The organism is Rhizobacter sp. P2_D12, from assembly GCF_056404395.1.
The window spans coordinates 1-24,489 of sequence record NZ_JBFUEB010000059.1 but is presented as its reverse complement, the minus strand read 5'-3'; the positions used below and the strand labels follow the sequence as shown (position 1 = coordinate 24,489).

At 70.2% G+C, this 24,489-nt stretch carries 27 protein-coding genes; 16 read left to right on the top strand and 11 right to left on the bottom strand.

Annotated features, from left to right (window positions below):
• Positions 1-2 precede the first annotated feature (2 nt).
• Positions 3-638 (top strand): VOC family protein, encoded by a 636-nt coding sequence (locus AC1DYN_RS19505; protein ID WP_477962561.1) that lies wholly within the window; start codon positions 3-5, stop codon positions 636-638.
• Here AC1DYN_RS19505 and AC1DYN_RS19500 read toward each other — a convergent pair whose 3' ends face one another.
• The 3 genes from AC1DYN_RS19500 to AC1DYN_RS19490 all read right to left on the bottom strand — a co-directional run bounded on the left by AC1DYN_RS19500 (position 639) and on the right by AC1DYN_RS19490 (position 5,018).
• Positions 639-1,886: a Wzz/FepE/Etk N-terminal domain-containing protein gene (locus AC1DYN_RS19500; protein WP_477962559.1), complete on the bottom strand. Its 1,248-nt coding sequence runs from the start codon at positions 1,884-1,886 to the stop codon at positions 639-641. It lies immediately after the preceding gene.
• An 8-nt stretch (positions 1,887-1,894) separates the two neighbouring features.
• The gene (locus tag AC1DYN_RS19495; RefSeq protein ID WP_477962557.1) at positions 1,895-4,387 is read right to left on the bottom strand and encodes a polysaccharide biosynthesis/export family protein; all 2,493 of its coding nucleotides are present in this window, start codon (positions 4,385-4,387) and stop codon (positions 1,895-1,897) included.
• A 178-nt stretch (positions 4,388-4,565) separates the two neighbouring features.
• Complete coding sequence (locus AC1DYN_RS19490; protein ID WP_477962555.1) at positions 4,566-5,018, bottom strand: c-type cytochrome; 453 nt, start codon at positions 5,016-5,018, stop codon at positions 4,566-4,568.
• A gap of 163 nt (positions 5,019-5,181) precedes the next feature.
• Here AC1DYN_RS19490 and AC1DYN_RS19485 point away from each other — a divergent pair, with 163 nt between their 5' ends.
• Entirely contained in the window at positions 5,182-5,985 is an 804-nt protein-coding gene (locus tag AC1DYN_RS19485; RefSeq protein WP_477962553.1) for a response regulator, read from the top strand.
• Positions 5,986-6,041: 56 nt separating this feature from the next.
• Complete coding sequence (locus tag AC1DYN_RS19480; RefSeq protein ID WP_477962551.1) at positions 6,042-6,368, top strand: hypothetical protein; 327 nt, start codon at positions 6,042-6,044, stop codon at positions 6,366-6,368.
• Between the two features lie 57 nt (positions 6,369-6,425).
• On the opposite strand, the gene AC1DYN_RS19475 is transcribed toward AC1DYN_RS19480, so the two are convergent.
• Both AC1DYN_RS19475 and lplT read right to left on the bottom strand, forming a co-directional pair.
• Positions 6,426-7,316, bottom strand: a complete 891-nt coding sequence (locus tag AC1DYN_RS19475; protein WP_477962549.1) for a DMT family transporter — start codon at positions 7,314-7,316, stop codon at positions 6,426-6,428.
• A 1-nt stretch (position 7,317) separates the two neighbouring features.
• Positions 7,318-8,595: a lysophospholipid transporter LplT gene (lplT, locus tag AC1DYN_RS19470; RefSeq protein WP_477962547.1), complete on the bottom strand. Its 1,278-nt coding sequence runs from the start codon at positions 8,593-8,595 to the stop codon at positions 7,318-7,320.
• A 217-nt stretch (positions 8,596-8,812) separates the two neighbouring features.
• On the opposite strand from lplT, the gene alr reads away from it, so the two are divergent.
• Both alr and arfB read left to right on the top strand, forming a co-directional pair.
• Positions 8,813-9,913, top strand: coding sequence for an alanine racemase (gene alr, locus AC1DYN_RS19465; RefSeq protein ID WP_477962545.1), 1,101 nt, complete (start codon positions 8,813-8,815; stop codon positions 9,911-9,913).
• A gap of 6 nt (positions 9,914-9,919) precedes the next feature.
• Positions 9,920-10,321, top strand: a complete 402-nt coding sequence (gene arfB / locus AC1DYN_RS19460; RefSeq protein WP_477962543.1) for an alternative ribosome rescue aminoacyl-tRNA hydrolase ArfB — start codon at positions 9,920-9,922, stop codon at positions 10,319-10,321.
• Between the two features lie 13 nt (positions 10,322-10,334).
• On the opposite strand, the gene AC1DYN_RS19455 is transcribed toward arfB, so the two are convergent.
• The 5 genes from AC1DYN_RS19455 to AC1DYN_RS19435 all read right to left on the bottom strand — a co-directional run bounded on the left by AC1DYN_RS19455 (position 10,335) and on the right by AC1DYN_RS19435 (position 14,759).
• Positions 10,335-10,730 (bottom strand): type II toxin-antitoxin system VapC family toxin, encoded by a 396-nt coding sequence (locus tag AC1DYN_RS19455; protein WP_477962541.1) that lies wholly within the window; start codon positions 10,728-10,730, stop codon positions 10,335-10,337.
• Positions 10,727-11,005, bottom strand: coding sequence for an AbrB/MazE/SpoVT family DNA-binding domain-containing protein (locus AC1DYN_RS19450; RefSeq protein ID WP_477962539.1), 279 nt, complete (start codon positions 11,003-11,005; stop codon positions 10,727-10,729). The genes AC1DYN_RS19455 and AC1DYN_RS19450 overlap by 4 nt, the downstream gene beginning before the upstream one ends.
• 68 nt (positions 11,006-11,073) lie before the next feature.
• Complete coding sequence (locus AC1DYN_RS19445) at positions 11,074-12,558, bottom strand: methyl-accepting chemotaxis protein (RefSeq protein WP_477962537.1); 1,485 nt, start codon at positions 12,556-12,558, stop codon at positions 11,074-11,076.
• A 102-nt stretch (positions 12,559-12,660) separates the two neighbouring features.
• The gene (locus tag AC1DYN_RS19440; protein WP_477962535.1) at positions 12,661-13,284 is read right to left on the bottom strand and encodes a LysE family transporter; all 624 of its coding nucleotides are present in this window, start codon (positions 13,282-13,284) and stop codon (positions 12,661-12,663) included.
• Between the two features lie 26 nt (positions 13,285-13,310).
• Positions 13,311-14,759, bottom strand: a complete 1,449-nt coding sequence (locus tag AC1DYN_RS19435; protein WP_477962533.1) for an aminotransferase-like domain-containing protein — start codon at positions 14,757-14,759, stop codon at positions 13,311-13,313.
• Positions 14,760-14,936: 177 nt separating this feature from the next.
• Here AC1DYN_RS19435 and AC1DYN_RS19430 point away from each other — a divergent pair, with 177 nt between their 5' ends.
• The 11 genes from AC1DYN_RS19430 (at position 14,937) to AC1DYN_RS19380 (ending at position 24,010) form a co-directional block, all read left to right on the top strand.
• Positions 14,937-15,263 (top strand): DUF2917 domain-containing protein, encoded by a 327-nt coding sequence (locus tag AC1DYN_RS19430; protein WP_477962531.1) that lies wholly within the window; start codon positions 14,937-14,939, stop codon positions 15,261-15,263.
• Positions 15,260-16,618 (top strand): DNA repair protein RadA, encoded by a 1,359-nt coding sequence (radA, locus tag AC1DYN_RS19425; RefSeq protein WP_477962529.1) that lies wholly within the window; start codon positions 15,260-15,262, stop codon positions 16,616-16,618. Before AC1DYN_RS19430 ends, radA begins: the two co-directional genes overlap by 4 nt.
• 106 nt (positions 16,619-16,724) lie before the next feature.
• Positions 16,725-16,985, top strand: coding sequence for a FeoA family protein (locus AC1DYN_RS19420; RefSeq protein WP_477962527.1), 261 nt, complete (start codon positions 16,725-16,727; stop codon positions 16,983-16,985).
• Positions 16,982-18,829: a ferrous iron transporter B gene (gene feoB / locus AC1DYN_RS19415; protein ID WP_477962525.1), complete on the top strand. Its 1,848-nt coding sequence runs from the start codon at positions 16,982-16,984 to the stop codon at positions 18,827-18,829. Before AC1DYN_RS19420 ends, feoB begins: the two co-directional genes overlap by 4 nt.
• Before the next feature lie 13 nt (positions 18,830-18,842).
• Entirely contained in the window at positions 18,843-19,091 is a 249-nt protein-coding gene (locus AC1DYN_RS19410) for a DUF6587 family protein (RefSeq protein WP_477962523.1), read from the top strand.
• A 49-nt stretch (positions 19,092-19,140) separates the two neighbouring features.
• Positions 19,141-19,926, top strand: a complete 786-nt coding sequence (locus AC1DYN_RS19405; protein ID WP_477962521.1) for a metallophosphoesterase family protein — start codon at positions 19,141-19,143, stop codon at positions 19,924-19,926.
• 10 nt (positions 19,927-19,936) lie between these two features.
• Positions 19,937-20,323, top strand: a complete 387-nt coding sequence (locus AC1DYN_RS19400) for a hypothetical protein (protein ID WP_477962519.1) — start codon at positions 19,937-19,939, stop codon at positions 20,321-20,323.
• A gap of 36 nt (positions 20,324-20,359) precedes the next feature.
• Positions 20,360-21,283 (top strand): branched-chain amino acid transaminase, encoded by a 924-nt coding sequence (locus AC1DYN_RS19395; protein WP_477962517.1) that lies wholly within the window; start codon positions 20,360-20,362, stop codon positions 21,281-21,283.
• A gap of 10 nt (positions 21,284-21,293) precedes the next feature.
• Positions 21,294-21,497 carry a zinc-finger domain-containing protein gene (locus tag AC1DYN_RS19390; RefSeq protein ID WP_477962515.1) on the top strand — a complete coding sequence of 68 codons (204 nt, stop codon included), beginning with the start codon at positions 21,294-21,296 and terminating at the stop codon, positions 21,495-21,497.
• A gap of 6 nt (positions 21,498-21,503) precedes the next feature.
• Positions 21,504-22,499, top strand: a complete 996-nt coding sequence (waaF, locus tag AC1DYN_RS19385) for a lipopolysaccharide heptosyltransferase II (RefSeq protein ID WP_477962513.1) — start codon at positions 21,504-21,506, stop codon at positions 22,497-22,499.
• A gap of 5 nt (positions 22,500-22,504) precedes the next feature.
• Positions 22,505-24,010, top strand: a complete 1,506-nt coding sequence (locus AC1DYN_RS19380; RefSeq protein WP_477962511.1) for a sensor histidine kinase — start codon at positions 22,505-22,507, stop codon at positions 24,008-24,010.
• Positions 24,011-24,038: 28 nt separating this feature from the next.
• On the opposite strand, the gene AC1DYN_RS19375 is transcribed toward AC1DYN_RS19380, so the two are convergent.
• A partial coding sequence (locus AC1DYN_RS19375; RefSeq protein ID WP_477962509.1) for an anti-sigma factor occupies positions 24,039-24,489 on the bottom strand: 451 nt, incomplete at its 5' end.

Sequence of the window (24,489 nt, the reverse complement as noted above, 5' to 3'; positions counted from 1 at the left end):
CGATGCTGGCGCTGGACCACCTCGTCGTCGCGGCGCGCTCGCTCGACGAGGGCGTCGCGTGGTGCGAGGCCACGCTGGGCGTCACGCCGGCGCCCGGTGGCAAGCACCCGATGATGGGCACGCACAACCGGCTGCTCGCGATCGCCTCGCCGGCATTCCCGCGCAGCTACCTGGAGATCATCGCGACCGACCCCGACGCACCGGCACCTTCGCACCGGCGCTGGTTCGACCTCGACGACCCGGCACTGCAGGCGCAGCTGCAACGCGGCCCGAGGCTCGTCCACTGGGCGCTGCGCTGCGACGACATCGAGGCCGTCGCGCACCGATGGCGGGCCGACGGCATGGACCCGGGCGAGGTGCGGCAGGTCGAACGCCAGACCGCCGCCGGCCTGCTGCGCTGGCGCATCTGCGTGCGCGCCGACGGGCGGCGCCTGGCTGGGGGCGCCTGGCCGGCGCTGATCGAATGGGGCGAGGAGCATCCCTGCGACCGGCTGCCCGATGCGGGCGTGTGGCTGCAGGCGCTGGCGACGCCGAGCGCGCCGGCGCTGGTCCGCCAGGGCGTGTTCACGTTGGCCAATGGCGAATCGCTGCAGGCCTGTTTTCAGACGCCTGCAGGAACCGTGTTGCTCGACACCTGATCAGGCGCGGCGCCAGCGCCACGCATGGCGCAACGCCTGGCGCGCCTGGGCCTGGTCGGAAGCTCCCTGTTGCTGCTGCAACGCCATGTAGCGGCGCGCGATCACGAAGAGTGACGAAGCCAGCAGCGCCAGCAGGGTGGATGCGAGGACGATGATCGTGCGCACCGGCTTCGACTTGCGGTCCGGTGGCACCGCGATATCGACCTTCTGCAGCGAAGGTGCGTCCTTCGCCTCGTCCAGCTTGGCGACTTCGTACTGGCGCAGCATGCTTTCGAGCAGCGACTCCTGGAACTTCACCTCGCGCAGCGCCCGCACATAGACGACTGCCGTACCCGGCAGCTTTCCGACCGGAATGTCGATGCTCCCGGGGGTGGTGTTGGCGGCGTTGCCGCCCGGCGCGGATTCCATCCGTGCCAGTGCGCTGCGCAATGCGGCCAGTTCCGACGTCAAGCGCAGCACATCCGGGTTCTCGGAGGTCGCAGCCGTGCGCAGTACCTTGAGTTGCACTTCGCGCTCGGCGATCAGTGCCTTCAGCTGGGCGACGCCGGTGATGATGGCTTCGGCCTGCTTGTCGAGCACCACCATGCCGGACTTTTCCTGCACTTGGCGCAGCGCCTGCTCGGCCAGGATCAGGTTCTCCTTGGTGTCCTTCAGCTGCTGCTCGAAGAAGACGCGGCGCTGCTGGGCCTCGGACACCGCCAGCCGGCCGAGCAGCTTGGTGACTTCGGTGGCGTGCGCATTCGCCAGGTCGGCGGCGAACTGGGGCACCTTGTCGTCGACCTCGACCGTGATGAGGCCGGATTTCTTGTCCGAGCCGACCCGAACGTAGTCGGGCAGGGCATTGCGCAGCTGCTCGTAGGTCTTGACGTCGTAGCGCTCTTGCAGCTTGAACTGCTGGTTCAGAGCCCGCTGCACGCTGTCGCTCTTGAGCAGGCTGACGTACAACTCGTCGGGCGTCTTGCTGCCGATCCCGCCGGCCAGCCCGCCGAGCGAGCCCAGGGCCGCGAGGGCCGCGACGGACGAGCTCTGCTGCTGCCCGCCCGGCGCCAGCAAGGTGGCGCGCGCGGTGAAGATGTCCGGCTTGAGCAGCGTCACGACCACCGCCAGCACCATCGCCGCGCCGGTGCAGGCGGCGATGACCCGCTTGCCTTCGCCCAGCCAGACCAGCAGGTCGACCAGGCTGATGCCCGGGCCGTCGTCCTCCTGGGGGTGGTCGGCCGCCAGGTTCGTCTCTTGATCGATCGTCATCGCCTGCCTCAGTCCCCGCGCAACGTCTTGATGGCGGCCGCACCCAGGCCGAACTGGTAGAAGATCTGCGAGAAGTCCTTCAGGTTGCGCATCGCGGCACGGCCCCAGCTTTCATAGTCGAGCTGGTTGGGCACCACCACCGCGTCGCCCGGCTGCAGCGGTTGCGATTCGAGGCTGCCGAACCAGCCGCGCCGCTCGTTGGCATGGCTGACGGTGCCGTCGGCGCGCAGCACGAACATGTTCGACGGCTCGGCCGCCTCGTCCAGGCCCGCCAGCTTCACGTAGTCGCCGACGGTGCGGTTGGGTTTCCACAGGAATGCGTTGTTGTTGACGACCGCGCCGGCCACGGTGACGAAGCCGGGGCGGCTGGGCACCACGATGCGGTCGGCGTGCTCCAGCGGCACCAGCGGCAGCTGCGACACCGAGGTGGTGTCGGGCGTCAGCTCGAGCGCGACGCGGCCGTTCGGCTGGATGCGGCTGAGCCGCGCCATCTGCGCCTGCGTCGCCGCCGAGCTGATGGCGGCGCCGCCGGCCTGCTCGTCGCGCCGGTTCGCGGCCTCGCGTGCCGCCTGCTGGGCCGACAGCACTTCGAGCCGGGCGATCGCCGCCTGCAGGTTCTCGCGCTGGCGCACGCGCGTCTCTTCGCGGCTGAACTCCAGGCCATACACGTAGGCCTGCGGCGTGAAGCCGCCGGCCCGCGTGATCAGTTGCGCCAGTGTCTCGCCCGGCAGCAACTGGTAGACGCCGGGAGCGCCGACCTCGCCTTCGAGCGACACCAGGCGGGTCTGCTTGCCCACCGGCACGCGCACGTCCTTCTGGCTGTAGACCGTCACGACGTCGCCGGCCTTCAGCTCGATGTTGTTGTCGTCGTCGCCCTGCAGCACCGCCTTGCCGAGGTTGAACGGGATCACCTGGGTGCTCAGGTCCTTGTCGTTCAGGCGCTCGACGACGGCGTAGTCCCAGTTCAGCTCGTCGAACAGCGTGGCCGGCGTGCGCTTGGCCTCCTGTACGGCGACACGGTCCTGGCGGCGCCGCGACGGGCGTTCGGTGTCGTAGCCGTCATTGCGATCATTGCGATCCACCACGCCGATGCCGCTGCGCACGGTGTCGTCCTGCGCGCGGGCCGTGGTCGGCGTGCGCTGCGTGCCCGAACGGCTCGCGTCGCGGCTGCCGTCCGCCACGCGCAGTGGCCGCCGCGTTTGTGCGAGGGATGCATCGTCCTCGTCGTCGTCCTCGATCACCTGCACCAGCAGGTTCTTGCGGCGGTAGAAGTCGGGCGAGATCAGCGCTTCCTTGTCGGGGATCAGGTCGCGGATGCGCATGCCGGGCGTGTAGGCGTAGCGCAGCGGCTGCGCGACATGGCCCTTCAGCGTCACGGCATTGGCGAACTTCGGCGAGATCGCCAGCAGCGTGAGCACGTCGCCGTCGCGCAGCGGACGCTGCAGGCCGGCCGCATCGAGCTTGAGGTCCTCGACGTAGCGCGCGGCCGGGCTTTGCGACGGGTCGATGCGCTCGAGCTGGGCGCGGTTCGGGTTCGCCAGCACCTGCGAGCCGCCGGCGTACTTGAGCACTTCGCCCAACGGTTCCTGCGCGCTCTTGAGCTCGTAGATCGCGGCATTGTCGAGCGCGCCGTTCAGCGCGACGCGCGGGCCGGCCGGCTGGAAGACGATCACGTCGCCGGCGGAGAGCTGCAGGTCCTTGGACTTGTCGCCCTGGACCAGGAAGTCGTAGATGTCCAGTTCGGACACCACCTTGCCGTCCCGGCGCAGCAGCACGCGGCGCATCGAGCCGTTCGGGCCGGGGCCGCCGGCGGCCACTGCGGCCGACAGCATCGTCGACTGGCTCGGCACCGTGTAGACGCCGGGCAGCCGCGCCGGGCCGACGACGAACACCTTCAGCCCGCGCAGCTTGCCCAGCGACACGCTGAGGTTGAAGTTGCGGTACAGCCGGCCGATCTGTGCGCGCAGCTGGCTTTCGAGTTCTGAGGCCTTGATGCCCGACACCGTGAAGCTGCCGATCTTCGGCAGGTTCAGCTGGCCGTTGCGGTCGACGATGCTGCGGTAGTCGACGTCGATCGAGCCCCAGGCCCGCACCATCACCTCGTCGCCCGGGCCGACGGTGTAGTCGGCCGAGACCGGCACGTTGTCGACCGACTGGAAGCCGCGCACCGCGTCGGTGAAGAAAGTGCTGCCGAACACCGGCAGTTGCCGGCCGGTGGCCGCTTCGACGAACTTCTGGAACTCGCTGGGCTTGGGCAGCGGCAGGTTGCGCACGCGCCCCGAACCATCCTCGTCGTCGCGTCCGGCCTGCCCCTGCCCTTGCCCTTGCCCCGGCAGGTTGCGCAGCGCGGCACCGCCCGGCGGGTTGCTGCCGGTGTTCGGCGCGCTGGCCGCGCCTGCCGGCGCATAGGCCGGGGTGTTGAACAGGCCGCCGGTGGAGGCTTCGTCTGCGGCCGGTGCTGCCAGGGCCTGCAACGGCAACAGCAGGGCGAGGATGCGCACGGCTCGGGAGCAAAACACGGTCATTCGAAACGGCTCGTTGAAGTCTTGGGGGGACGGGCGGCGCGCGCAGCGCAACTGCGAATGGTAGCGGATGCCCCCCGGGCGTCTTTACAAACGCAGCGGGCCCGCCGAAGCGGGCCCGGGAAGGCGTGGCAGCCGGCCCGGCCGGCGCCCGGGCTCACTCCTTGCGGTAGGTGTCGTGGCAACCCTTGCAGGCCTGGCCGACCGTGCCGGCCGCGGCCTTGAGGGTGTCGACGTTGCCGGCCTTGGCGACGGCGTTGAGCTTCTCCATCGCGTCCTGCATCTTGGTCGCGGCGGCCTTGAACTTGTCCTGCTCGGTCCAGATTTCCGGCTTGGCCTTGGTGTCGCCCTTGTCGGTGCCTTCGATGAAGCCGGCGTACGGCAGCTTGGACATCATCGTCGCGATCTCGGCGTTGTCGGCGGCCGCCTTGGCGTCGAACGGGATGCGGCCGTTGGCCATCGCGGCGACGCGGCCGAAGTGCGCGGCCATCACGGTGAAGGCGGCCTTGCGGTACTTGATCGCGTCTTCGGGCTTGGCGAACTGGGCCGCCGCCGGCAGCGCGGCGACGAGGCCGGCCATGGTGGCGAAGACGAGGAACAATCGTTTCATGCGGGATCTCCTGGCTGGGGCTGGGTGTCGTGTTGAAACGCAATGCGCGCCGGGCGGCGGCGCACGGCAGTGTACGCAGCAGGCCTGCGGTCCATTCCCGGCGCTTGACGCAGCCGGCGGCGGCGCTGAACATGCAGGCCACACAAGACGAAGGGAGCTCACCGTGTCCGAGCGCATTCCGATGCGGTATTCGGTGGCGTTGCAGGGATTCAGCGATTTCGAGCGCGACGGCCTGCATTCGTTCTTCCGCCTGGCCGAACAGCGCGCTCCCGCCTACCACCGCGCCGACAGCCTGGCCGACGGCGATTTCGTCATCGCCGATGCCGACCACCCCGCCTCGGTCAGCGCGGTCATCGCGGCCGGCCGCCTGCAGGACACCGTGTTCGTCGGCGCGCAGGTGCCGCCCGGCGCGGTCGCCTGCCTGCCGCGCCCGATCGCGCCGACGCACATCGTGCGCGAGCTCGACCAGTTGCTGGAGCAGCGGCTCGCGCTGCTCGACGAGCCGCGCCAGGCGGACTGGGTCGCTTCCGACCCGCAGGTGCTGGACGACCCGGCCGGTGCCGTGCGCGTCGCCAAGGACGTGCTGGTGGTCGACGACAGCCGCATCGCGCTCAAGTTCCTGCAGGCGCGGCTGATGCGCCTGGGCTACCGCGTGCACCTCGCGCGCAACAGCACGCAGGCGCTGGACCGGCTGACGCTGCACCGCTTCGCGCTTGCCTTCATCGACATCGCGCTCGGCGCCGAAAGCCCGATGGACGGGCTGCAGCTGTGCCAGTTCATGAAGCAGAGCGCGCGCTATTCCAGCGGCGAGGCCCCGAAGATCGTGATGGTCACCGGCCTGTCCGGCGCCGCCGACCGGGTGCGCGGCTCGCTGGCCGGCTGCGACGCCTACCTCACCAAGCCGCTGATGGAGGCCGAGTTCGTCCAGGCGCTGCGCCAGCTCGATCCCGATTTCGCGGCTATTTGAGAATGATTCTCATTTGATATAGCATGCCTCCATTGCCACTGCCATCGGAGCACCGCATGGACCTGCTGATCGAGGAACACCAGATGCCTGGCGTCGAAGCCGTGCTGGCCGGGACATTGGCGCTGATGACGGGCTACAGCCAGTACCTGCAGGCGGCCACCGACCCGGCGCACCGGGCCGGCATGGGCGAGAAGATCGCGCACAACCTGGCGATGCTGGCGGGGCACCCGCAGCTGTCCGGCGACTGCCGCTGCGTGCTGTGGCACCTGCACGAGCGCTGGGCCGTGATGGCCGGCTGCACGCGCGAGGCCGGCGCGGCCTGCCGGGCGCACGAGGCACCGGCCGAGGTGTTCAGCCTGCCGGGCACGCGCACGCTGCAGTAGCGCTCGAGCGGGCCGCCCCAGCGGCGTAGCCCGGATGAAGCGCAGCGCAATCCGGGGTCAATGCGCGCCGCTTCGTTCGAAGGCCGACAGCAGCGCCCCCGCCAGGATCAGCGCGCCGCCGAGCAGCACGTCGGGCGTCAGCGTGCCGGCGCCCAGCGCCACCGCCGACAGCGTCGCGAAGATCACCTCGCACAGCATCACCACCGACGTGACGTTGGCCGGCAGCCGCGATGCGCCGAACTGCAAGGCCAGGTTGCTGAGCAGGAACACGCCGCTCAGGCCCGCGACGAACAGCAGCCAGCCCGGCTGCGGCGCCGGCAGCCACGGCATCAGCGCGCCGGCGGCCAGGCTCGCGGCCAGCACGCCGGCAACCAGCACGCCGCCGGCGAACATCGCGAGCGCGCGCGCTTCTTCCGGCTGGCGCGCCTGGTGGCGCAGCATCACGTTGTTGAGCGCGAACGAGAACCCGCCCAGCACGCCCAGCCAGTCGGCCAGCGATTGCGGCAGCGGCAGTTCGATCGCGCCGCCGGCCGGTTTCAGCACGATGAAGGCGCCGGCCAGCGCCAGCGCGATGCGCAGCGCCGCGGTCGGCGTGAAGGCTTCCTTCAGCACCAGCCGCGACAGCAGCACCGCCCACAGCGGCATCAGGTAGAACAGCAGCACGACGCGCACCACGTCGCCGATCACCATCGCCCAGTTGAAGGCGGCGTTGGTGGTGCCCGAGGCCAGCACCAGGATCCACAGCGTCGGCGTGCGCACCAGCGTCGCGAACGCGCGACGCCGCGTCAGCCCGATCAGCAGCACCGCCACGCCGTAGATCAGCACCGTGGCCCACAGCGGGTGCAGGCCGAGCGCCTGCAGCTCGCGGAACGGCCACCAGGACAGGCCCCACACCAGGGCGTTGAAACTCAGGGCGAGGGCGGGGAGCAGTCTGGACGGCGCGTGCACGTCAGTGCTTGTCGCTGCGCGCGAGGGCAAGCAGGCGCTCGACCTCGTCGCGGCTCTCGATGCAGTTGCGCGCATGCCAGCGGCGGATCAGCCACATCGTGCCGGCCACGACCAGCCCGAACACCGTGATCGACGCGAAGGCCGACATGCCGAACTTGGTCATGCCGGTGTAGAACGCGCCGAGCCCGAGGATGCAGGCCTGCTCGTTGAAGTTCTGCACCGCGATCGAGCGGCCGGCGCCCATCAGGTTGTGTCCGCGGTGCTGCAGCAGCGCATTCATCGGCACCACCAGGTAGCCGCCGATCGCGCCCAGGATGATCAGGAACGGCGCGGCCACCCAGACGTTGTGGATGAAGTTCAGGCCGATCACCAGGCCGCCCATCAGGATGCCCAGGGGGATGACGTTGGTGGCCTGGTCCAGCCGCACCCGCATCGACGCGGCGATCGCGCCGACCGCGGTGCCCAGGGCCACCACGCCGGCCAGCGTCGAGGCCTGCGTGGTCGTGTAGCCGAGCGCCGCCGCGGCCCATGCGAACACGATCACGCGCAGGTTGCCGGACACGCCCCAGAACAGCGTCGTCGTCGACAGCGAGATCTGGCCCAGCTTGTCGCTCCACAGGCGCGCGTTGCAGCTGGAGAAGTCGCGCACCAGCACCACCACGCTGTGCGCGAGCGGTTGCAGCGGCGCCTCGGTGCGCGGGATCTTCAGGTTGAACAGCGCGGCGACGACGTACAGGAACACGATGACCGAGATCGCGGCCTCGGGCGGCGTGCTGATGCCGGTGTCGATCATCGGCATGTCGAAGGCGAGCAGGTGCGCCGACATCGCGTGGCCCACCAGCTGGCCGCCCAGCAGCAGGCCGAAGATGATCGACAGGATGGTGAGTCCCTCGATCCAGCCGTTGGCCTTGACCAGCTGCGAGTTGGGCAGCAGCTCGGTCAGGATGCCGTACTTGGCCGGCGAGTAGGCGGCGGCGCCCAGCCCGACGATCGCGTACGACACCAGCGGGTGGCTGCCGAACAGCATCATCAGGCAGCCGATCACCTTGATCGCGTTCGACACGAACATCACGCGGCCCTTCGGCACGGCGTCTGCGAACGCGCCGAGGAAGGGTGCGAGGATCACGTAGAACAGCGCGAAGATGGGGCTCAATGCCGGCACCTGCCACGCTGGTGCATGCGAGGTCTTGAGCAGTTCGATGGCGCTCACCAGCAACGCGTTATCAGCCAGCGAGCTGAAGAACTGCGCCGACATGATGGTGTAGAAACCTTTTTTCATTCGCTGAGAGCGTGCTGCCTGTCGCCAGCCGGGTGGTCCCGGTCATCAATCGATGCAGCGCTCGTCCCGGCCGCCGCTGCTTCCCCGCGGCGGCGGTTATAGCATGCGGGATGGCGCCCCCCAGTCGCTTTCGCTCCTGCCCCCAAGGGGCACCAACCCTGGGCCCGGCAAAGCCGGATCCCGGGTCGTTGCTTGATCGCACTGGCAGAATCGCCCCATGCCGCGTCCCATCGAAGCCCTGGTCCACAGCGATGCGCTGAGCCACAACCTGCAGCGCGCCCGTGCCTGCGCACCCGATGCGCGGGTCTGGGCGGTGGTCAAGGCGAACGCCTACGGGCATGGCATCGAGCGGGTCTACGGCGCGCTGCAGGCGGCCGACGGCTTCGCGCTGCTCGACCTGGCCGAGGCCGAACGCGTGCGCGCACTCGGCTGGCGCGGGCCCATCCTGCTGCTCGAAGGCTGCTTCGAATCGCGCGACCTGGAGCTGTGCTCGCGCCTGAACCTGTGGCACACGGTGCACCACGAGGCGCAGATCGACTGGCTCGCGATGCACAAGACCACCTGGCCGCACCATGTCTTCCTGAAGATGAACAGCGGCATGAACCGGCTCGGCTTTGCGCCGGCCGCCTTCCGCACCGCGTGGCTGCGGCTGTCCAACCTGCCGCAGGTCGACGCGATCACGCTGATGACGCACTTCTCCGATGCCGACGGGCCGCGCGGCATCGAAACGCAGGCGGCGGTGTTCGAGGCCGCGACCGCCGACCTGGACGGCGAGCGTTCGCTCAGCAACAGCGCGGCCACGCTGCGCTTCGCGCGCCAGCAGCCGAAGGTGCGTGGCGACTGGGTGCGGCCCGGCATCATGGTCTACGGCTCGGCGCCCGACCATCCCGACGCGACCATCGCCGACTGGGACCTGCGCCCGGCGATGACGCTGCGCACGCAGCTGATCGGGGTGCAGTCGCTGAAGCCGGGCGACACCATCGGCTACGGCAGCGCCTTCACCGCGGAGCGCGAGATGCGCATCGGCATCGCGGCCTGCGGCTATGCCGATGGGTATCCCCGCCTTGCACCGAACGGCGCGCCGGTGCTGGTGAACGGCGTGCGCTGCACGCTGGCGGGCCGGGTGTCGATGGACATGCTGTCGATCGACCTGACGCCGGTGCCCGGGGCCGGCATCGGCAGCGAGGTCACGCTGTGGGGCCAGGGGCCGCACGGCAGCGTGTTGTCGATCGATGAGGTCGCGCGGCCGGCCGGCACCATCGGCTACGAGCTGATGTGCGCGCTGGCGCCGCGCGTGCCGACGCACGCAGTCGCCTGACTTGACGTGACACCGCAAGTCGATCCGGCCGAGGTCGAGTTCAGCGCGATCCGCGCGCAAGGGGCCGGCGGGCAGAACGTCAACAAGGTGTCGAGCGCGGTGCACCTGCGCTTCGACATCCGCGCCTCGTCGCTGCCCGAACCGCTGAAGGAGCGGCTGCTCGCCTTGTCCGACCAGCGCATCACCGGCGAGGGCGTCGTCGTCATCAAGGCCCAGACCTCGCGCAGCCAGGACATGAACCGGCAGGACGCGCTGCAGCGGCTGCAGCAGCTGGTCGACAGCGTGGCCGTGGTGCCGGCGGTGCGCCGGCCGACCAAGCCGACGCGCGGCGCGCAGAAGCGGCGGCTCGAAGGGAAGTCTCAGCGCGGCGAGTTGAAGAGTTCGCGGGGGAAGGTGCGCGACGCCTGACGGCACACCCACGTCACGGCATGCGCACGCCGGGCAGCTTGCGCATGCCGCGATCGAAGGTGGCCGTGAAGTCACAGCCGTGATGCGCATGCTTGGCGACCGCCAGGCAATCCGCAAAGCCACAGGATGCGCCCTCGAACAGGGTGGCCGCGCGCCCGATCGCGTCGCGGTCCTCGAATGCGAAAGCCGGCTCGTCCAGCAGGCTGCGCACGGCAGTCAACTGCGCCGTCTTGTCCTGCGAGAACGCGGATCGCAGGGTCCACACCGCTTCGACCAGCACGACGTCGGTCACCAGCAGCGAACCCGGAACGCTGCCGTGCTCGGCCAGCAGCGCGTCGATCCGCCGGTTTTGCACCGGATCGTCGTTGAGCCACAGCCGCAAGAGGATGTTCGTGTCGAGGCCGATCATCTACGGGGCGTCTTGGGTCGGCCCACTGCAGGCGCGTGCTTGTCGCGCAGGTGTCTTGCAATCCCTTCGTCCATCTGCTCGACGGTCAGGGGGCCGGCATGCGGCGACTTCAGGATGCCGCGGATCCGGCGGGCGTCGGCCGTGACGTGCCGAGCCGTGATCGTGTTGTCCGGCAGCACCTGGAAATCCAGGGTCGAGCCGGCATCAAGGCCGAGCCTGTCACGAATCTCCTTCGGGACCGTGACCTGGCCTTTGCTGGTGAGCGTGGCATACATGGCGGAGGACCTCGGTCGTCGATGATTCCTTACATTCTAATGTCGTAAGGAAGCCGACGAAAATCCAATCAGGCACGCCGGGTCTTGTAGATCCCGCAACCCAGCACCAGGTCTTGCGCCACCGGCACGATGAACGAGGTCTTCGGCAGCACCTGCCCGTTGGCCGGGTTCAGGAAGTCGTAGTCGACCCAGCCGCCGCCCGCCGCGGCCGCGGCCCACACGTCGTGTGCCAGCTTCGTCACGTCGGTGCCGATGATCTGCTGCGCGCTCTTGCCGACGTTGGCCGGCTTGCCGCCGAACGCGTGGTAGACCAGTTGCCGGTCCCAGGCGAAGACGTACATGTCGCGGTCCGAGAAGCCGTTGCCCGGCGCGGTGATCGCCGGCAGCGCCGCGTTGCCGCCGCGCTCCTTGTAGAACGCCACAGCGCGCTGCACCAGCGCCTGGGCCTCGTCGGCCGTGCCCTGGCGCAGCCGGAAGCCGACCACCGCTTCGGACAGCTGCTTCGCCCTGTCGCCCAGCCCCTCGCAGGCCCGCGAGGTCTGCCCGACCATCTGCGCGTTCTGCTGCGTCAGCGCATCGAGTTGCGTCATCGCCTGCGACACCTGCGCCAGCCCGTCGCTCTGCTCGCCGACCGCGGCGGTGATGCGGCCCATGCTGCCGGCCAGCTCGGCGATGCCGCCGACGATCTCGGACAGCACGCCGTTGACGCGGTCGATGTGGCCGACGCCGTTGCCGATCCCGGCCGTCGATTGCTCGATCAGCTGCTTGATCTCGCGCGCCGCCTCGCCGCTGCGCTGCGCCAGCGCCCGCACCTCGGCGGCCACCACCGCGAAGCCGCGGCCCTGCTCGCCGGCGCGCGCCGCCTCGACCGCCGCATTGAGCGCCAGGATGTTGGTCTGGAACGCGATCGAGTCGATCACGCCGATGATGTCGGCGACCTTCTCCGAGCTGCCCTTGATCGCGTGCATCGCATCGACCGCTTCGCGCATCGCGCCGCCGCCGGAACCGGCCAGCCCGTGCACCCGCGCGGCCAGCGCCTCGGCCTCGCGTGCATCGCCCGCGTTCCGGCGCACGGTGGCATCGAGCTGCTGCACGCTCGCCGAGGTCTGCTCGAGACGGGTCGATTGCTGCTCGGTGCGGCGCGACAGGTCGGCGGTGTCGGCGTTCAGCTCGGCGCTTGCCGCGGACACCAGCAAGGCGCTGCTGCGGATGTCGGCCACCAGGCCGGACAGCGTGTCGTTGACGGCATCCATCGTCGCGCCGATGCGCGCGAACTCGTCGCGGCCGTGGATCTCGATGCGGCGCGACAGGTCGCCCTGGCGCATGCGCGCGGTGGCGGCTTCGAGCGCGCCGATCGCCCCGGCCATCTGCAGGTACAGCGCCGCCAGCAGCCAGGCCAGCAACGCAGCGCCGGCCAGCCAGGCCAGGCTGCCCCAGTGCGTCCAGTCATGCTGCTGCAGCCACGTGCCGAGCGCGGCGGCCAGCATCAAGGCGCACACCAGCGACAGCAGGCCCATCTTGGCGCCCAGGTTCAGCCCGCGGAACAACCTCACCCCCAACCCCATCACTTCCATCCGGTCTCCCCAGCGTCTGGATGCGCCCGTGGCGGGCGCCCCATCGTACAGGCGGGGGCAAGCCGGAGGCAAACAGCCGGGTCAGGCCCGCTTGAACAGCGCCAGCAAGGCGGCGGCGCCGACGAACAGGCTGCCGAACAGCCGGTTCAGTGCGCGGATCTGCGTCGGCGACTTCATCAGGCGCAGCAGGCGCGACGCGAGCGCGGTGTAGCCGGCCATCACGACCAGGTCGGTGAACATCAGCGTCGAGCCGATCACCGCGTACTGCAGCGCCAGCGGCTGCGCCAGGTCGAGGAACTGCGGCACCACCGCCAGCAGGAACACCGTGCCCTTCGGGTTGACGGCATTCACCATCCAGCCGCGCAGCACCAGCGAGCGGCGCGTCACCTGCGCCTCGCCGGCGCTCGCCACCAGCGGCGTGGCCGGTGCGCGCCATTGCTTGATGCCCAGCCACAGCAGGTAGCCGACGCCCAGCCACTTGACAGCGGCGAACGCGAGGCTCGACGCCGCGATCAGCGCGCCCAGGCCCAGGCCGACCACCAGCACCTGGGTCCAGATGCCCATCACCAGCCCGAAGGTCATGAAGTAACCGCGTGCGAAGCCGTGGTTGACGCCGGCGCTCATCGCCGCGACCGCACCGGCCCCCGGCGAGAGGCTGATGGCCCAGGCGGCGGCGAAGAAGGCGAGCCAGAGCGAGAAATCCATGTCGTGTCCTGAAGGAGAAGCCGTGTTCAGAGTTGCCCGGCGATGATCTGCCCGAGCCGTTTCAGCCGTGTTTCGAGCAGCGGTGTCCACGGCTCGCCGTACTGCAGTCGGATGAAGTGGTCGAAGCGCGCGCTGCAGCTGAACGTGGCGCCAGGGGCCATGCCGATCAGTTCGCGCCGCGCCTGCTCGAACACCTTGCGCGAATCCACCTGCCGCGGCAGCTCGATCCACAGCACCAGCCCGCCCTGCGGCCGGCTGAGCCGGCAACCGGGCGGGAAGTATCGCGCGATCGCGTCGGCCATGGCCTGGGCCTGGGTTTTCAGCGCGGCGCGCAGCCGGCGCATGTGGTGGTCGTAGCCGCCGTCGGCCAGGAACTCGGCGATCACCTCCTGCTGCAGCTGCACGCCGGCCGACGAGGTGCGGAACTTGACCGACTGGCAGTCGCGGAAATGCCGGCCCGGCGCCATCCAGCCGACGCGGTAGCCCGGCGCCACCGCCTTCGTGAAGGCCGAGCACAGGATCACGTCGTCGCGGCGGTCGAAGCTCTTGAGCACCGGCGGGCGTTCGTCGCCGAAGTGGATCTCGCCGTAGATGTCGCTCTCGATCAGCGCGAAGCCGCGCTCGGCCGCGAGCGCCACCAGGCGGCGCTTGTTCTCGACCGGCATCAGGCTGCCGACCGGGTTCTGGAAGTTCGGGATCACGACGCAGGCCTGCACCGTGCCGGGCGTGCGCGTCGCGAAGTCGAGCGCCTCCAGCGACAGCCCGTCGCGCGGATGGGTCGGGATCTCCAGCGAGCGCATCCCCAGGCTCTCGATCACCTCCAGCAGCATGAAATAGGTCGGCGATTCGAGCGCGATCGTGTCGCCGGCCTTGGCCACCGAGCGCAGCGCGATGTGCATCGCCTCCATGCCGCCGTTGGTGAGCACGATCTCGTCGGGGTGCAGGCGCAGGCCGCTGTGGACGGCGCGGCGCGCGATCTCGCGGCGCAGCGCGAGGCTGCCGCCGATCTCGACGCGCGAGGCGAACTCGGGGTGGCGCCGGTTGATGCTGGCAGTGAGCTGGCGCAGCTTGCCCTCGGGCAGCAGGCTGCGGCCGGCCTGCACGCGAAACGCCGGCATCGAGCCCGGCTCGTTGGCGGCCAGCAGGTACTGACGTGTCAGGCCGTCGGGCGTGACGAAATCGGCCTTGCCCATGCGCGCATCGAGTTCGGGCTCGGGCAGCGATTGCGGGCGCGGCGCGACGAAATAGCCCGACTTGGGCCGCGCCTCGACCAGGCCGCGGTTCTCGAGCCAGCGGTAGGCCAGCGTCACCGTCGACGCGCTGACGCCGTGCTGCTGGCACAGCTGCCGCACCGACGGCAGCCGGTCGCCGCTGCGCAGGCTGCCGCCGGTGATGGCCTGCTCCAGCGCACCGGCCACCGATTGGTACAGGGGCGTCTGCAGTTGCGGGTCGGCGTCGAGCACAGCGTCGTCCATGGGTGGGGATTGTCTCCGGGCAGGCTTGGCCAGCACAGGTACAGAGCCCGTCTGTTGTCACCAGCACAGCCTAGTTTGCACGCATCTGTGCTGCTGCAGTTCGCGGGTGTCTGGATGTGTTGCGACAACGAGTTCCCACCCAGACTGGAACCCTGAGGAAGACGAGGCACGACCATCATGTTGAAGACACTCCACACCCTGGACCTGCGGCTCGATGCCGGCGAGTTGCTGCGCTGGCAGCCGGCCGCGGCGATCGAGCTGCAGCTGCTGTCCGGCCGCGCCTGGGTCACGCAGACCGGCGACGAGGATGACCATTTCATGTCGCCCGGCGACACGCTGCGGCTGCGTGCCGGTGCGCTGGCGCTGATCGAGGCCGAAGGCGCAGCCAGCCTGCGCCTGTTCGCGCCGTCCGGCGTGCCGCTGCAGTCGCGCGGCGCGCGCTGGCGGCAGTGGCTGCAGCGCTGGGCCGGCGGGCGCCGGCCGGCCGCTACAGTCGCGGGGTGAGCAAACAAAAATCCGTCTACACCTGCAGCGAGTGCGGTGGCACCAGCCCCAAATGGCTGGGCAAGTGCCCGCACTGCAACGCCTGGAACACCCTGGTCGAAGGCGTTGCCGACGGCCCGTCGAAACACCGCTACCAGTCGCTGGCCGGCGCGCAGCCGGTGGCGACGCTGTCCGAGATCGAGGCCTCCGACGTCGACCGCCAGCCCACCGGCATCGACGAGCTCGACCGCGTGCTCGGCGGTGGCATCGTTGCCGGCGGCGTCGTGCTGATCGGCGGCGACCCGGGCATCGGCAAGTCGACGCTGCTGCTGCAGGCGCTGGATGCGCTGTCGCGCAACATGCGCGCGCTGTACGTCACCGGCGAGGAATCCGGCGCGCAGGTCGCGCTGCGCTCGCGCCGGCTCGGCCTCGACGGCTCGCAGGTGCGCGTGGTGGCCGAGATCCAGCTCGAGAAGATCACCGCCACCATCGATGCCGAGCAGCCGGCGATCTGCGTGATCGACTCGATCCAGACCGTCTACAGCGAGCAACTGACCTCCGCGCCCGGCTCGGTGGCCCAGGTGCGCGAATGCGCGGCCCAGCTGACGCGTGTCGCCAAGAGCAGCGGCACCACCATCATCCTGGTCGGCCACGTCACCAAGGAAGGCGCGCTGGCCGGCCCGCGCGTGCTGGAGCACATCGTCGACACCGTGCTGTACTTCGAAGGCGACACGCACAGCAGCTTCCGGCTGGTGCGCGCGATCAAGAACCGCTTCGGCGCGGTCAACGAGATCGGCGTGTTCGCGATGACCGAGAAGGGGCTGAAGGGCGTCGCCAACCCGAGCGCGATCTTCCTGTCGACGCATGGCGAACCGGTGGCCGGCTCCTGCGTGCTGGTCACGCTCGAAGGCACGCGGCCGCTGCTGGTGGAGATCCAGGCGCTGGTCGATTCCGGCGGCCCGAGCCCGCGCCGCCTGAGCGTCGGCCTCGACCGCGACCGCCTCGCGATGATGCTGGCGGTGCTGCACCGCCACGCCGGCATCGCCTGCCTCGACCAGGACGTGTTCGTCAACGCGGTCGGCGGGGTGCGCATCAGCGAGCCGGCGGCCGACCTGGCCGTGATGCTGGCGATCCAGAGCAGCCTGCGTGGCAAGCCGCTGCCGCGCGGTTTCATCGCGTTCGGCGAGGTCGGCCTGGCCGGCGAGGTGCGGCCGGCGCCGCGCGGCCAGGAGCGCCTGAAAGAGGCGGCCAAGCTGGGCTTCAGCGTCGCGATCGTGCCGAAGGCCAATGCGCCGAAGAAGCCGATCGAGGGGCTGACGATCCACCCGGTGGAGCGCATCGAGGAAGCCATCCACCTGTTGCGCGAGCTCAATTGACGGACCGGTCCCCAGGGCGGCCCCTGCGGACAGCAGGGCAAACACGAGCTATTATCATTTGCATCGGGCAGACCTTCGCCCAGTTGTGACTGCTCCGGCCGCCCGTATGCCCGCTCCCCGACTTTCCGACCTGCCCAACGGTGCCCGCGGCACCGTGATCGGCCTGTGCGCCGACGGTTCTCCCGACCCGCAGATGCTGCACCGCCTGAGCGAACTCGGCTTCCTGCCGGGCGAGCCGGTGCAGCTGCTGCGGCGCGGCCCGGGCGGGCGCGAGCCGCTCGCGGTGCAGATCGGCGAGACCTTCTTCGCGCTGCGCAGGGTCGAGGCGCAGTGCGTCGAGGTCAGCCTGGACGGGCTTGCCGCATGAGCACGCCCTCACTGCGGATCGCGCTGGTCGGCAACCCGAACTGCGGCAAGACCGCCCTCTTCAACCTGCTGACCGGTGCGCGCCAGAAGGTCGCCAACTACGCCGGCGTGACGGTCGAGCGCAAGGTCGGCAGCGCGACGCTGCGCAGCGGCCGCACGGTGTCGGTGATCGACCTGCCCGGCGCCTACAGCCTGACGCCGGCCACGCCGGACGAAGAAGTCACGCGCGAGATGGTGATGGGCCTGCGCGCCGGCGAGGCCGCGCCCGATGCGCTGGTCGCCGTCGTCGACGCCACCAACCTGGCGATGAACCTGCGCCTGGTGCTCGAGCTGCGCCGCCTGGGCCGGCCGATGATCGTGTCGCTGAACATGGCTGACGTCGCCCGTGCGCGCGGCCTGAAGATCGATGTCGCGAAGCTGTCCGCCGAGCTCGGCGTGCCGGTGGTCGAGACGGTGGCGGTGCAAAGCCGCGGTCACGAGGCGTTGCTGGCCGAGCTGGAGAAGCAGGCCGGCTGGCCGACCCCGGCCGCGGTGGCCGACACGCCGACGCTGCCCGAGCTGCAGCGCGAGGTGCGCCGCGTCCTGTCGGTGGCCGTGCCCGGTGCGATGCAGTTCAAGCGCTTCAACCACCGCCTCGACGCGGTCGTGATGCACCCGGTGTGGGGCCTGTCGCTGCTGGCCGTGCTGCTGTTCCTGATGTTCCAGGCGGTGTTCTCGTGGGCCAACGTGCCGATGGACGCCATCAAGGACACGATGGCCGCGGCCGGCGAGTGGCTCAACGCCCACATGGCCGACGGCCCGCTGCGCAGCCTGCTGGTCGACGGCGTGATCGCCGGGGCCGGCAGCGTGCTGGTGTTCCTGCCGCAGATCCTGATCCTGTTCTTCTTCATCCTGGTGCTCGAGGACTCCGGCTACCTGCCGCGCGCCGCCTTCCTGCTCGACACCGTGATGGGCAAGGTGGGCCTGTCGGGCCGCGCCTTCATCCCGCTGCTGTCGAGCTTCGCCTGCGCCATCCCCGGCATCATGGCCACGCGCACGATCCCCAACTGGCGGGACCGGCTGGCAACCATCATGGTCGCGCCGCTGATGACCTGCTCGGCGCGGTTGCCGGTGTATGCGCTGCTGATCGGCGCCTTCGTGCCGCAGCGCAGCGTCGGCTGGTTCAACCTGCAGGGGCTGACGCTGTTCGTGCTGTACGTGGCCGGCGTGCTGTCGGCGATGGCGGTGGCCTGGGTACTCAAGCGCTCGTGGATGAAAAGCAGCTACCAGCCGCTGATGCTCGAGCTGCCGCCGTACCGCCTGCCGAACCTGCGCAACCTGGCGATCGGGCTGTGGGAGCGGGCGCGCATCTTCCTGCGCCGCGTCGGCACCATCATCTTCTCGCTGACGGTGGTGCTGTGGTTCCTGTCCAGCTTCCCGGCGCCGCCGGACGGCGCCACCGGCCCGGCCATCCAGTACAGCCTGGCCGGCATGCTGGGGCGCGCGCTGGAGGTGATCTTCGCGCCGATCGGCTTCAACTGGCAGATCTCGATCGCGCTGGTGCCGGGCCTGGCGGCGCGCGAAGTGGCGGTCGGCGCGCTCGGCACGGTGTACGCGATGTCGACCGCCGGCGGCGAGGTGGCCGATGCGCTGGCGCCGGTGATCGCGCAGAGCTGGTCGCTCGCCACCGCCTATTCGCTGCTCGCCTGGTATGTGTTCGCGCCGCAGTGCCTGTCGACGCTGGCGGTGGTGCGGCGCGAGACCAACTCGTGGCGCTACCCGCTGATCATGGCCGGCTACCTGTTCGCGCTCGCCTACGTCGCGTCGTTCATCACCTACCGCGCCACGCTGTGGCTCGGCGCCTGAGAAAGGACCCGTCATGCAGGATCTTGTCGTCGGCCTGATCGTCCTCGGCTGCCTCGGTTACGCGGTCAACGCGCTGATGCCGGCCGCGCTGCGGCGCGCCGTGGCCGGGCGCCTGGTGCGCTGGCCGCATTGGCCGGCGCCGCTCGCGCAGCGGTTGCAGCGCGCAGCCCAGGTGAGCTCGGGCTGCGGTTGCGACGGCTGCGACGTGCCGGCCAAGACCGCCGCCAACCAGGCCAAGCCGATCCGCATCCACCGCTCGTAGCCCGGATGGCCATCCGGGGATCGTCCTTCAATTGACGACAATACCGGCCATGCGACTGGCCGTTCTCTCCGACATCCACGGCAACCTGCACGCGCTCGACGCGGTGCTGGCCGACATCGCCGACAGCGGCGCCGACCTGGCGGTCAACCTGGGCGACATCGTGTCCGGCCCGCTGTGGATCACCGAAACCGCCGAGCGACTGATGGCGCTGGACATCCCGACGATCCGTGGCAACCACGAGCGCCAGGTGCTCGCCTCCGACGTGGCGGCGATGGGCCCTTCCGACGCCTTCGCGGCCGCCCGGCTGCAGCCGCGCCAGCGCCTGTGGCTCGCCCGCCTGCCGGCCACGCTGCAGCTCTCGCACGAGGTGTTCTGCTGCCACGGCACGCCGGACAGCGACCGGGTCTACTTCCTCGAATCGGTCGATCCCGCCGGCCTGCGCCCGGCCACGCAGGCCGAGGCGTTCGCCCGCGCCGGCCGTGCGCAGCAAGGCGTCCGCCACGGCGTGATCCTGTGCGGCCACACCCACGTGCCGCGCGCGTTGCGGCTGCTCGACGGTCGCCTCGTCGTCAACCCGGGCAGCGTCGGCCTGCAGGCCTACGACGACGACTACCCGCACCCGCACCTGGTCGAGAACGGCACCCCGCATGCCCGCTACGCCTTGCTGACGCGCCGCCCCGCCGGCTGGCAGGTCGAGTTGCGCGCGGTGCCCTACGACGCCGAACCGGCCGCGCAGCTGGCCGAGCACCACGGCCGGCCCGATTGGGCGGGCGCATTGCGCACCGGCTTCATGCCTGTGGGAACTGCGCAGCCCGGCGCGCGCCCCGCCCCGTAACATTGCGCGCATGAATCCAATCATCGGGTGGGGCCTGGCGGCGATCGGCGTCGCCGCGGCCTGGCAGGCCTACGGCTGGCAGGGTGTCGTGATGGCCGTGTCGGTCATCGTGTTCTGGCTGCTGATCCAGTTCAGCCGCGCGCTGCGCGTGATGAAGAACGCCGGCGAATCGCCGGTCGGCCACATCGGCAGCACCGTGATGCTGAGCGCCAAGCTGCGCGAAGGGCTGACGATGATGCAGGTGGTGGCGATGGCGCGCAGCCTGGGCCGGCAGGTCGATCCGCGGGCCGACACCTGGGCCTGGGCCGACGACGGCGGCAGCGAGGTGACGCTCGAATTCAAGGGCGGCAAGCTCGTCAAGTGGACCCTGGTGCGCCCGACTCCGGCCAGTCCGTAAAATCGCCGGTTTCGCCTCATCCCACAGGAGCCTGCCATGTCGATGGCCGATCGCGACGGAAAAATCTGGATGGACGGGCAGCTGGTGGACTGGCGCGACGCCAAGATCCACGTGCTCAGCCACACGCTGCACTACGGGTGCGGTGCCTTCGAGGGCGTGCGCGCCTACAAGACCGACAAGGGCACGGCGATCTTCCGGCTGCGCGAGCACACCGAGCGCTTGTTCAACAGCGCCAAGATCCTGCGCATGAAGATCCCGTTCACGCCGGACGTGGTGATGGAAGCCCAGCGCAGCGTGGTGCGCGAGAACAAGCTCGACAGCTGCTACCTGCGCCCGCTGACCTGGATCGGCTCCGAGAAGCTGGGCGTGAGCCCGAAGGGCAACCGGATCCACCTGATGGTCGCCGCCTGGTCCTGGGGCGCCTACCTGGGCGAAGAGGGCCTGAAGCGCGGCATCCGCGTGAAGACCAGCAGCTACACCCGCCACCACGTCAACATCACGATGACGCAGGCCAAGGCGGTCAGCAACTACACCAACTCCATCCTCGCCAACATGGAGGCGACGGAAGACGGCTACGACGAGGCGCTGCTGCTCGACGCCTCGGGCTTCGTCAGCGAAGGCGCCGGCGAGAACCTGTTCGTCATCAAGAACGGCGTGGTCTACACGCCCGACCTGTCGGCCGGCGCGCTGAACGGCATCACGCGCAACACCATCTTCGCGATCTGCAACGACCTGGGCCTGAAGCTGGTCGAGAAGCGCATCACGCGCGACGAGGTCTACATCTGCGACGAGGCCTTCTTCACCGGCACCGCCGCCGAAGTGACGCCGATCCGCGAACTCGACCGCATCGAGCTCGGCCAGGGCTCGCGCGGCCCCATCACCGAAAAGATCCAGAGCGCGTTCTTCGACATCGTGAACGGCCGCAACCCCAAGTACGCCGAATGGCTGACACTCGTCTGAGGATTCCCGCATGAGCAGCAAACAGGAAGTGGTCGAAGTCACTGCGCACGACGTGCAGGGCCCGGGCGTGGTGTTCTGCCCGAACCCGAAGATGACGCTGTGGAGCACGCACCCGAAGGTGTTCATCGACGTCGCGACGACGGGCGAAGGCAAGTGCCCGTACTGCGGCACCGTCTACCGCCTGAAGGCCGGCGAGAAGCTTCATACCCACTGACCCGCCATGGCCCGCGCGCTGCTGATCGCCCCGCAGTGGATCGGCGACGCGGTGATGTCGCAGCCGCTGGTCGGCCTGCTGCTGGCGCGCGGCGACGAGGTGACGGTGGCGGCCCTGCCCTGGGTTGCACCGGTGTACCGGGCGATACCGGGCGTGCGCGAGGTGATCGAGCTGCCGTTCGCGCACGGGCGGCTCGACTGGTCGGCGCGGCGCAAAGTCGCCGCGGGTCTGCGGGGCCGCTTCGACACCGCCTATGTGCTGCCGAACTCGATCAAGGCGGCGCTGATCCCGTTCTTCGCCGGCATCGCGCAGCGCATCGGCTACCAGGGCGAAGGCCGGCCGCTGCTGCTGACCAAGCGGCTGCCGAACCCGGGCGGCCGGCCGCCGATGGTCGCGTTCTATGCGGCATTGGCCGGCGGGCCGGACGGCGGCGGCAAACCGCTGCTGCAGTTCGACGATGCGACGCTGGCCCGCGTGACCGACGCCGCGGGTGTCGCCCCCAAGGGCTACTGGGCGTTCGCGCCCGGCGCCGAATACGGCCCCGCCAAGTGCTGGCCAGCCTCGCACTACGCCGAACTCGCACGCGCCTTGCATGCGGCGCATGGCCTGCCGGTGCTGTTGCTGGGCTCGGGCAAGGAGGTGGCGTTGTGCGACGAGATCGCCACGGCCGCCCCCGGTGCGTGCCGCGTGCTGGCCGGCAAGACCACGCTGATCGACGCGATGGCGCTGATCGCGGCGGCGCGCGGCGTGGTCAGCAACGACTCGGGGCTGATGCACGTCGCTGCGGCCTTCGGCATCCCGCAGGTCGCCGTGTTCGGCTCCACCAGCCCCGAGCACACGCCGCCGCTGAACGACCGGGCGCGGGTGATCTGGCTGAAGGAAGAGCTGCAGCTCGATTGCGCGCCCTGCTTCGACCGCACCTGCCGCTTCGGCCACACCCGGTGCCTGACCGGCGTCAGCGCGCAGCGCGTCGAAGCCGCACTGGCCGAGACCGTGGGCTGAACGCGGTGGGCGCCGAGCTGCAGCAGGACCGCTTGATGCGCGAGGCGCTGGTGGGTGCCGGCACCTCGGTCTGGGCCTGGGACATGGAGGCCGACCTGCTGAGCGGCATGGACGGCAGCGTCGCGCTGCTCGGCTACGCGGTCGGCGAGCTGCCGGCCACGCAGGCCGGCTGGGACACGGTGATCCACCCGGCCGACCGCGCGATGAACCACGCGGCCTACCTGCGCCACGCGCACGGCGAGATCCCGGCCTACGAAAGCGAGTACCGCGCGCGCCACCGCGACGGCAGTTGGCGCTGGCTGTCCGAGCGCGGGCGCATCGTCGAATGGTGGCCCGATGGCCGGCCGCGCCGCATGGTCGGCACGCTGAGCGACGTGACGCTGCGCCGCCAGGCCCAGGGCGAGGCGGCCGAGCGCGGCGAGCGGCTGCAGCAGATCACGCGCCATGTGCCCGGCGTGCTCTACCAGTACCGGCTGTGGCCCGACGGGCGCGGCGAGATCCCCTACGTCAGCGACCGCTGTACCGCGGTGCTGGGGCTGACGCCGAAGCAGCTGATGGCCGATTCGCTGGAGATGTTCCGCCGCATCTCGCGCGTCGACCGCGAGAAGCTGATCGGCATGACCTCGGCCTGGGCGCGCAGCCAGGCGACGCAGCGCACCGAGATCCGCTACCACCACCCGGACGGCACGCTGCGCTGGATGCAGTCGGTGTCGTCGCCGCGGCGCGACCTGGATGGCTCGATCACCTGGCACGGCTACATGGAGGACGTCACCGAGCACCGCCAGCTGGAGGCCGCGCGCGCCGCGGCGACCAGCGCCGAGGCGGCCAACCGCGCCAAGACCGATTTCCTGTCGCGCATGAGCCATGAGCTGCGCACGCCGCTGAATGCGGTGCTCGGCTTCGCGCAGCTGCTCGAGCTGGATGAGGAGCCGCTGACGGTGTCGCAGCGCCGCCGCGTCGGACTGATCCGCGAATCGGGCGAGCATCTGCTGCGCATGATCGGCGACCTGCTGGACCACACGCGCATCGAGGCCGGGCAGCTGCCGGTCGAGGCCACCGACGTCGCGCTCGGCCCGCTGCTCGGCGAGTGCCTGGACATGCTGGCGCCACAGGCCGGCGAGGCCGGCGTGGCGCTGCAGCCGATCGAGGGTGCGCAGGCTTTGCAGGTGCGCGCCGACCCGACGCGGCTGCGCCAGGTGGTGCTGAACCTGCTGAGCAACGCGGTCAAGTACAACCGCGTCGGCGGTTCGGTGCGGGTCCGTGCATTGCGTGATGGCGACCGGGTGATGTTGCAGGTGGCCGACGACGGCGTGGGGATCGCAGCGCAGGACCTGCCGCAGCTGTTCGAGCCCTTCAACCGGCTGGCCCAGCAGCGCAGCGGCATCCAGGGCACCGGCATCGGCCTTGCGATCACGCGGGCGCTGGTCGTGCTGATGGGCGGGCACATCGAGGTCGAGAGCGAGCCGGGCCGCGGGTCCACGTTCAGCGTGCACCTTCCCGCGAGTTCGTAGCCCGGATGCCAATCCGGGACGGCGCCAGTCAGGAGGACAACTTCCCGACGTAGAGGACAGGCCCGGTCGGCAACCCCGTCGGCGATCCACCCGGCGGCTCCAATGAGACGGCGAACGCCGCCGTGTCCTGCAACACCTTCCCCTTGCGCACCACCGTCGCGCCGCTGGACGAGATCAGGCCCAGCGAGCGCGGCGGGCCGCTCGGCGGCAGCGCCCACAGCTCGAGCGCGCGGTCGGGTTGCACGCTGACCTGCGTCAGCGGCCGCGTGACCATCGCGCGCCCGTCGGCGCTGATGCTGGCGACGAAGCTGGCCGGCGCGATGGCGCCCGGCTGGCCGGCCGGCGCGGTGGCCGACAGCACGACGACGATCGGCGCCTGCGCCGGCGGCGGGCTCGCGACGATCAGCGTGAGCRCCAGGGCCATCGCCGTCGCGGCGCCGGTCAGCCCGCGCCAGACCGCGAGCCGCGCCCACCAGCGC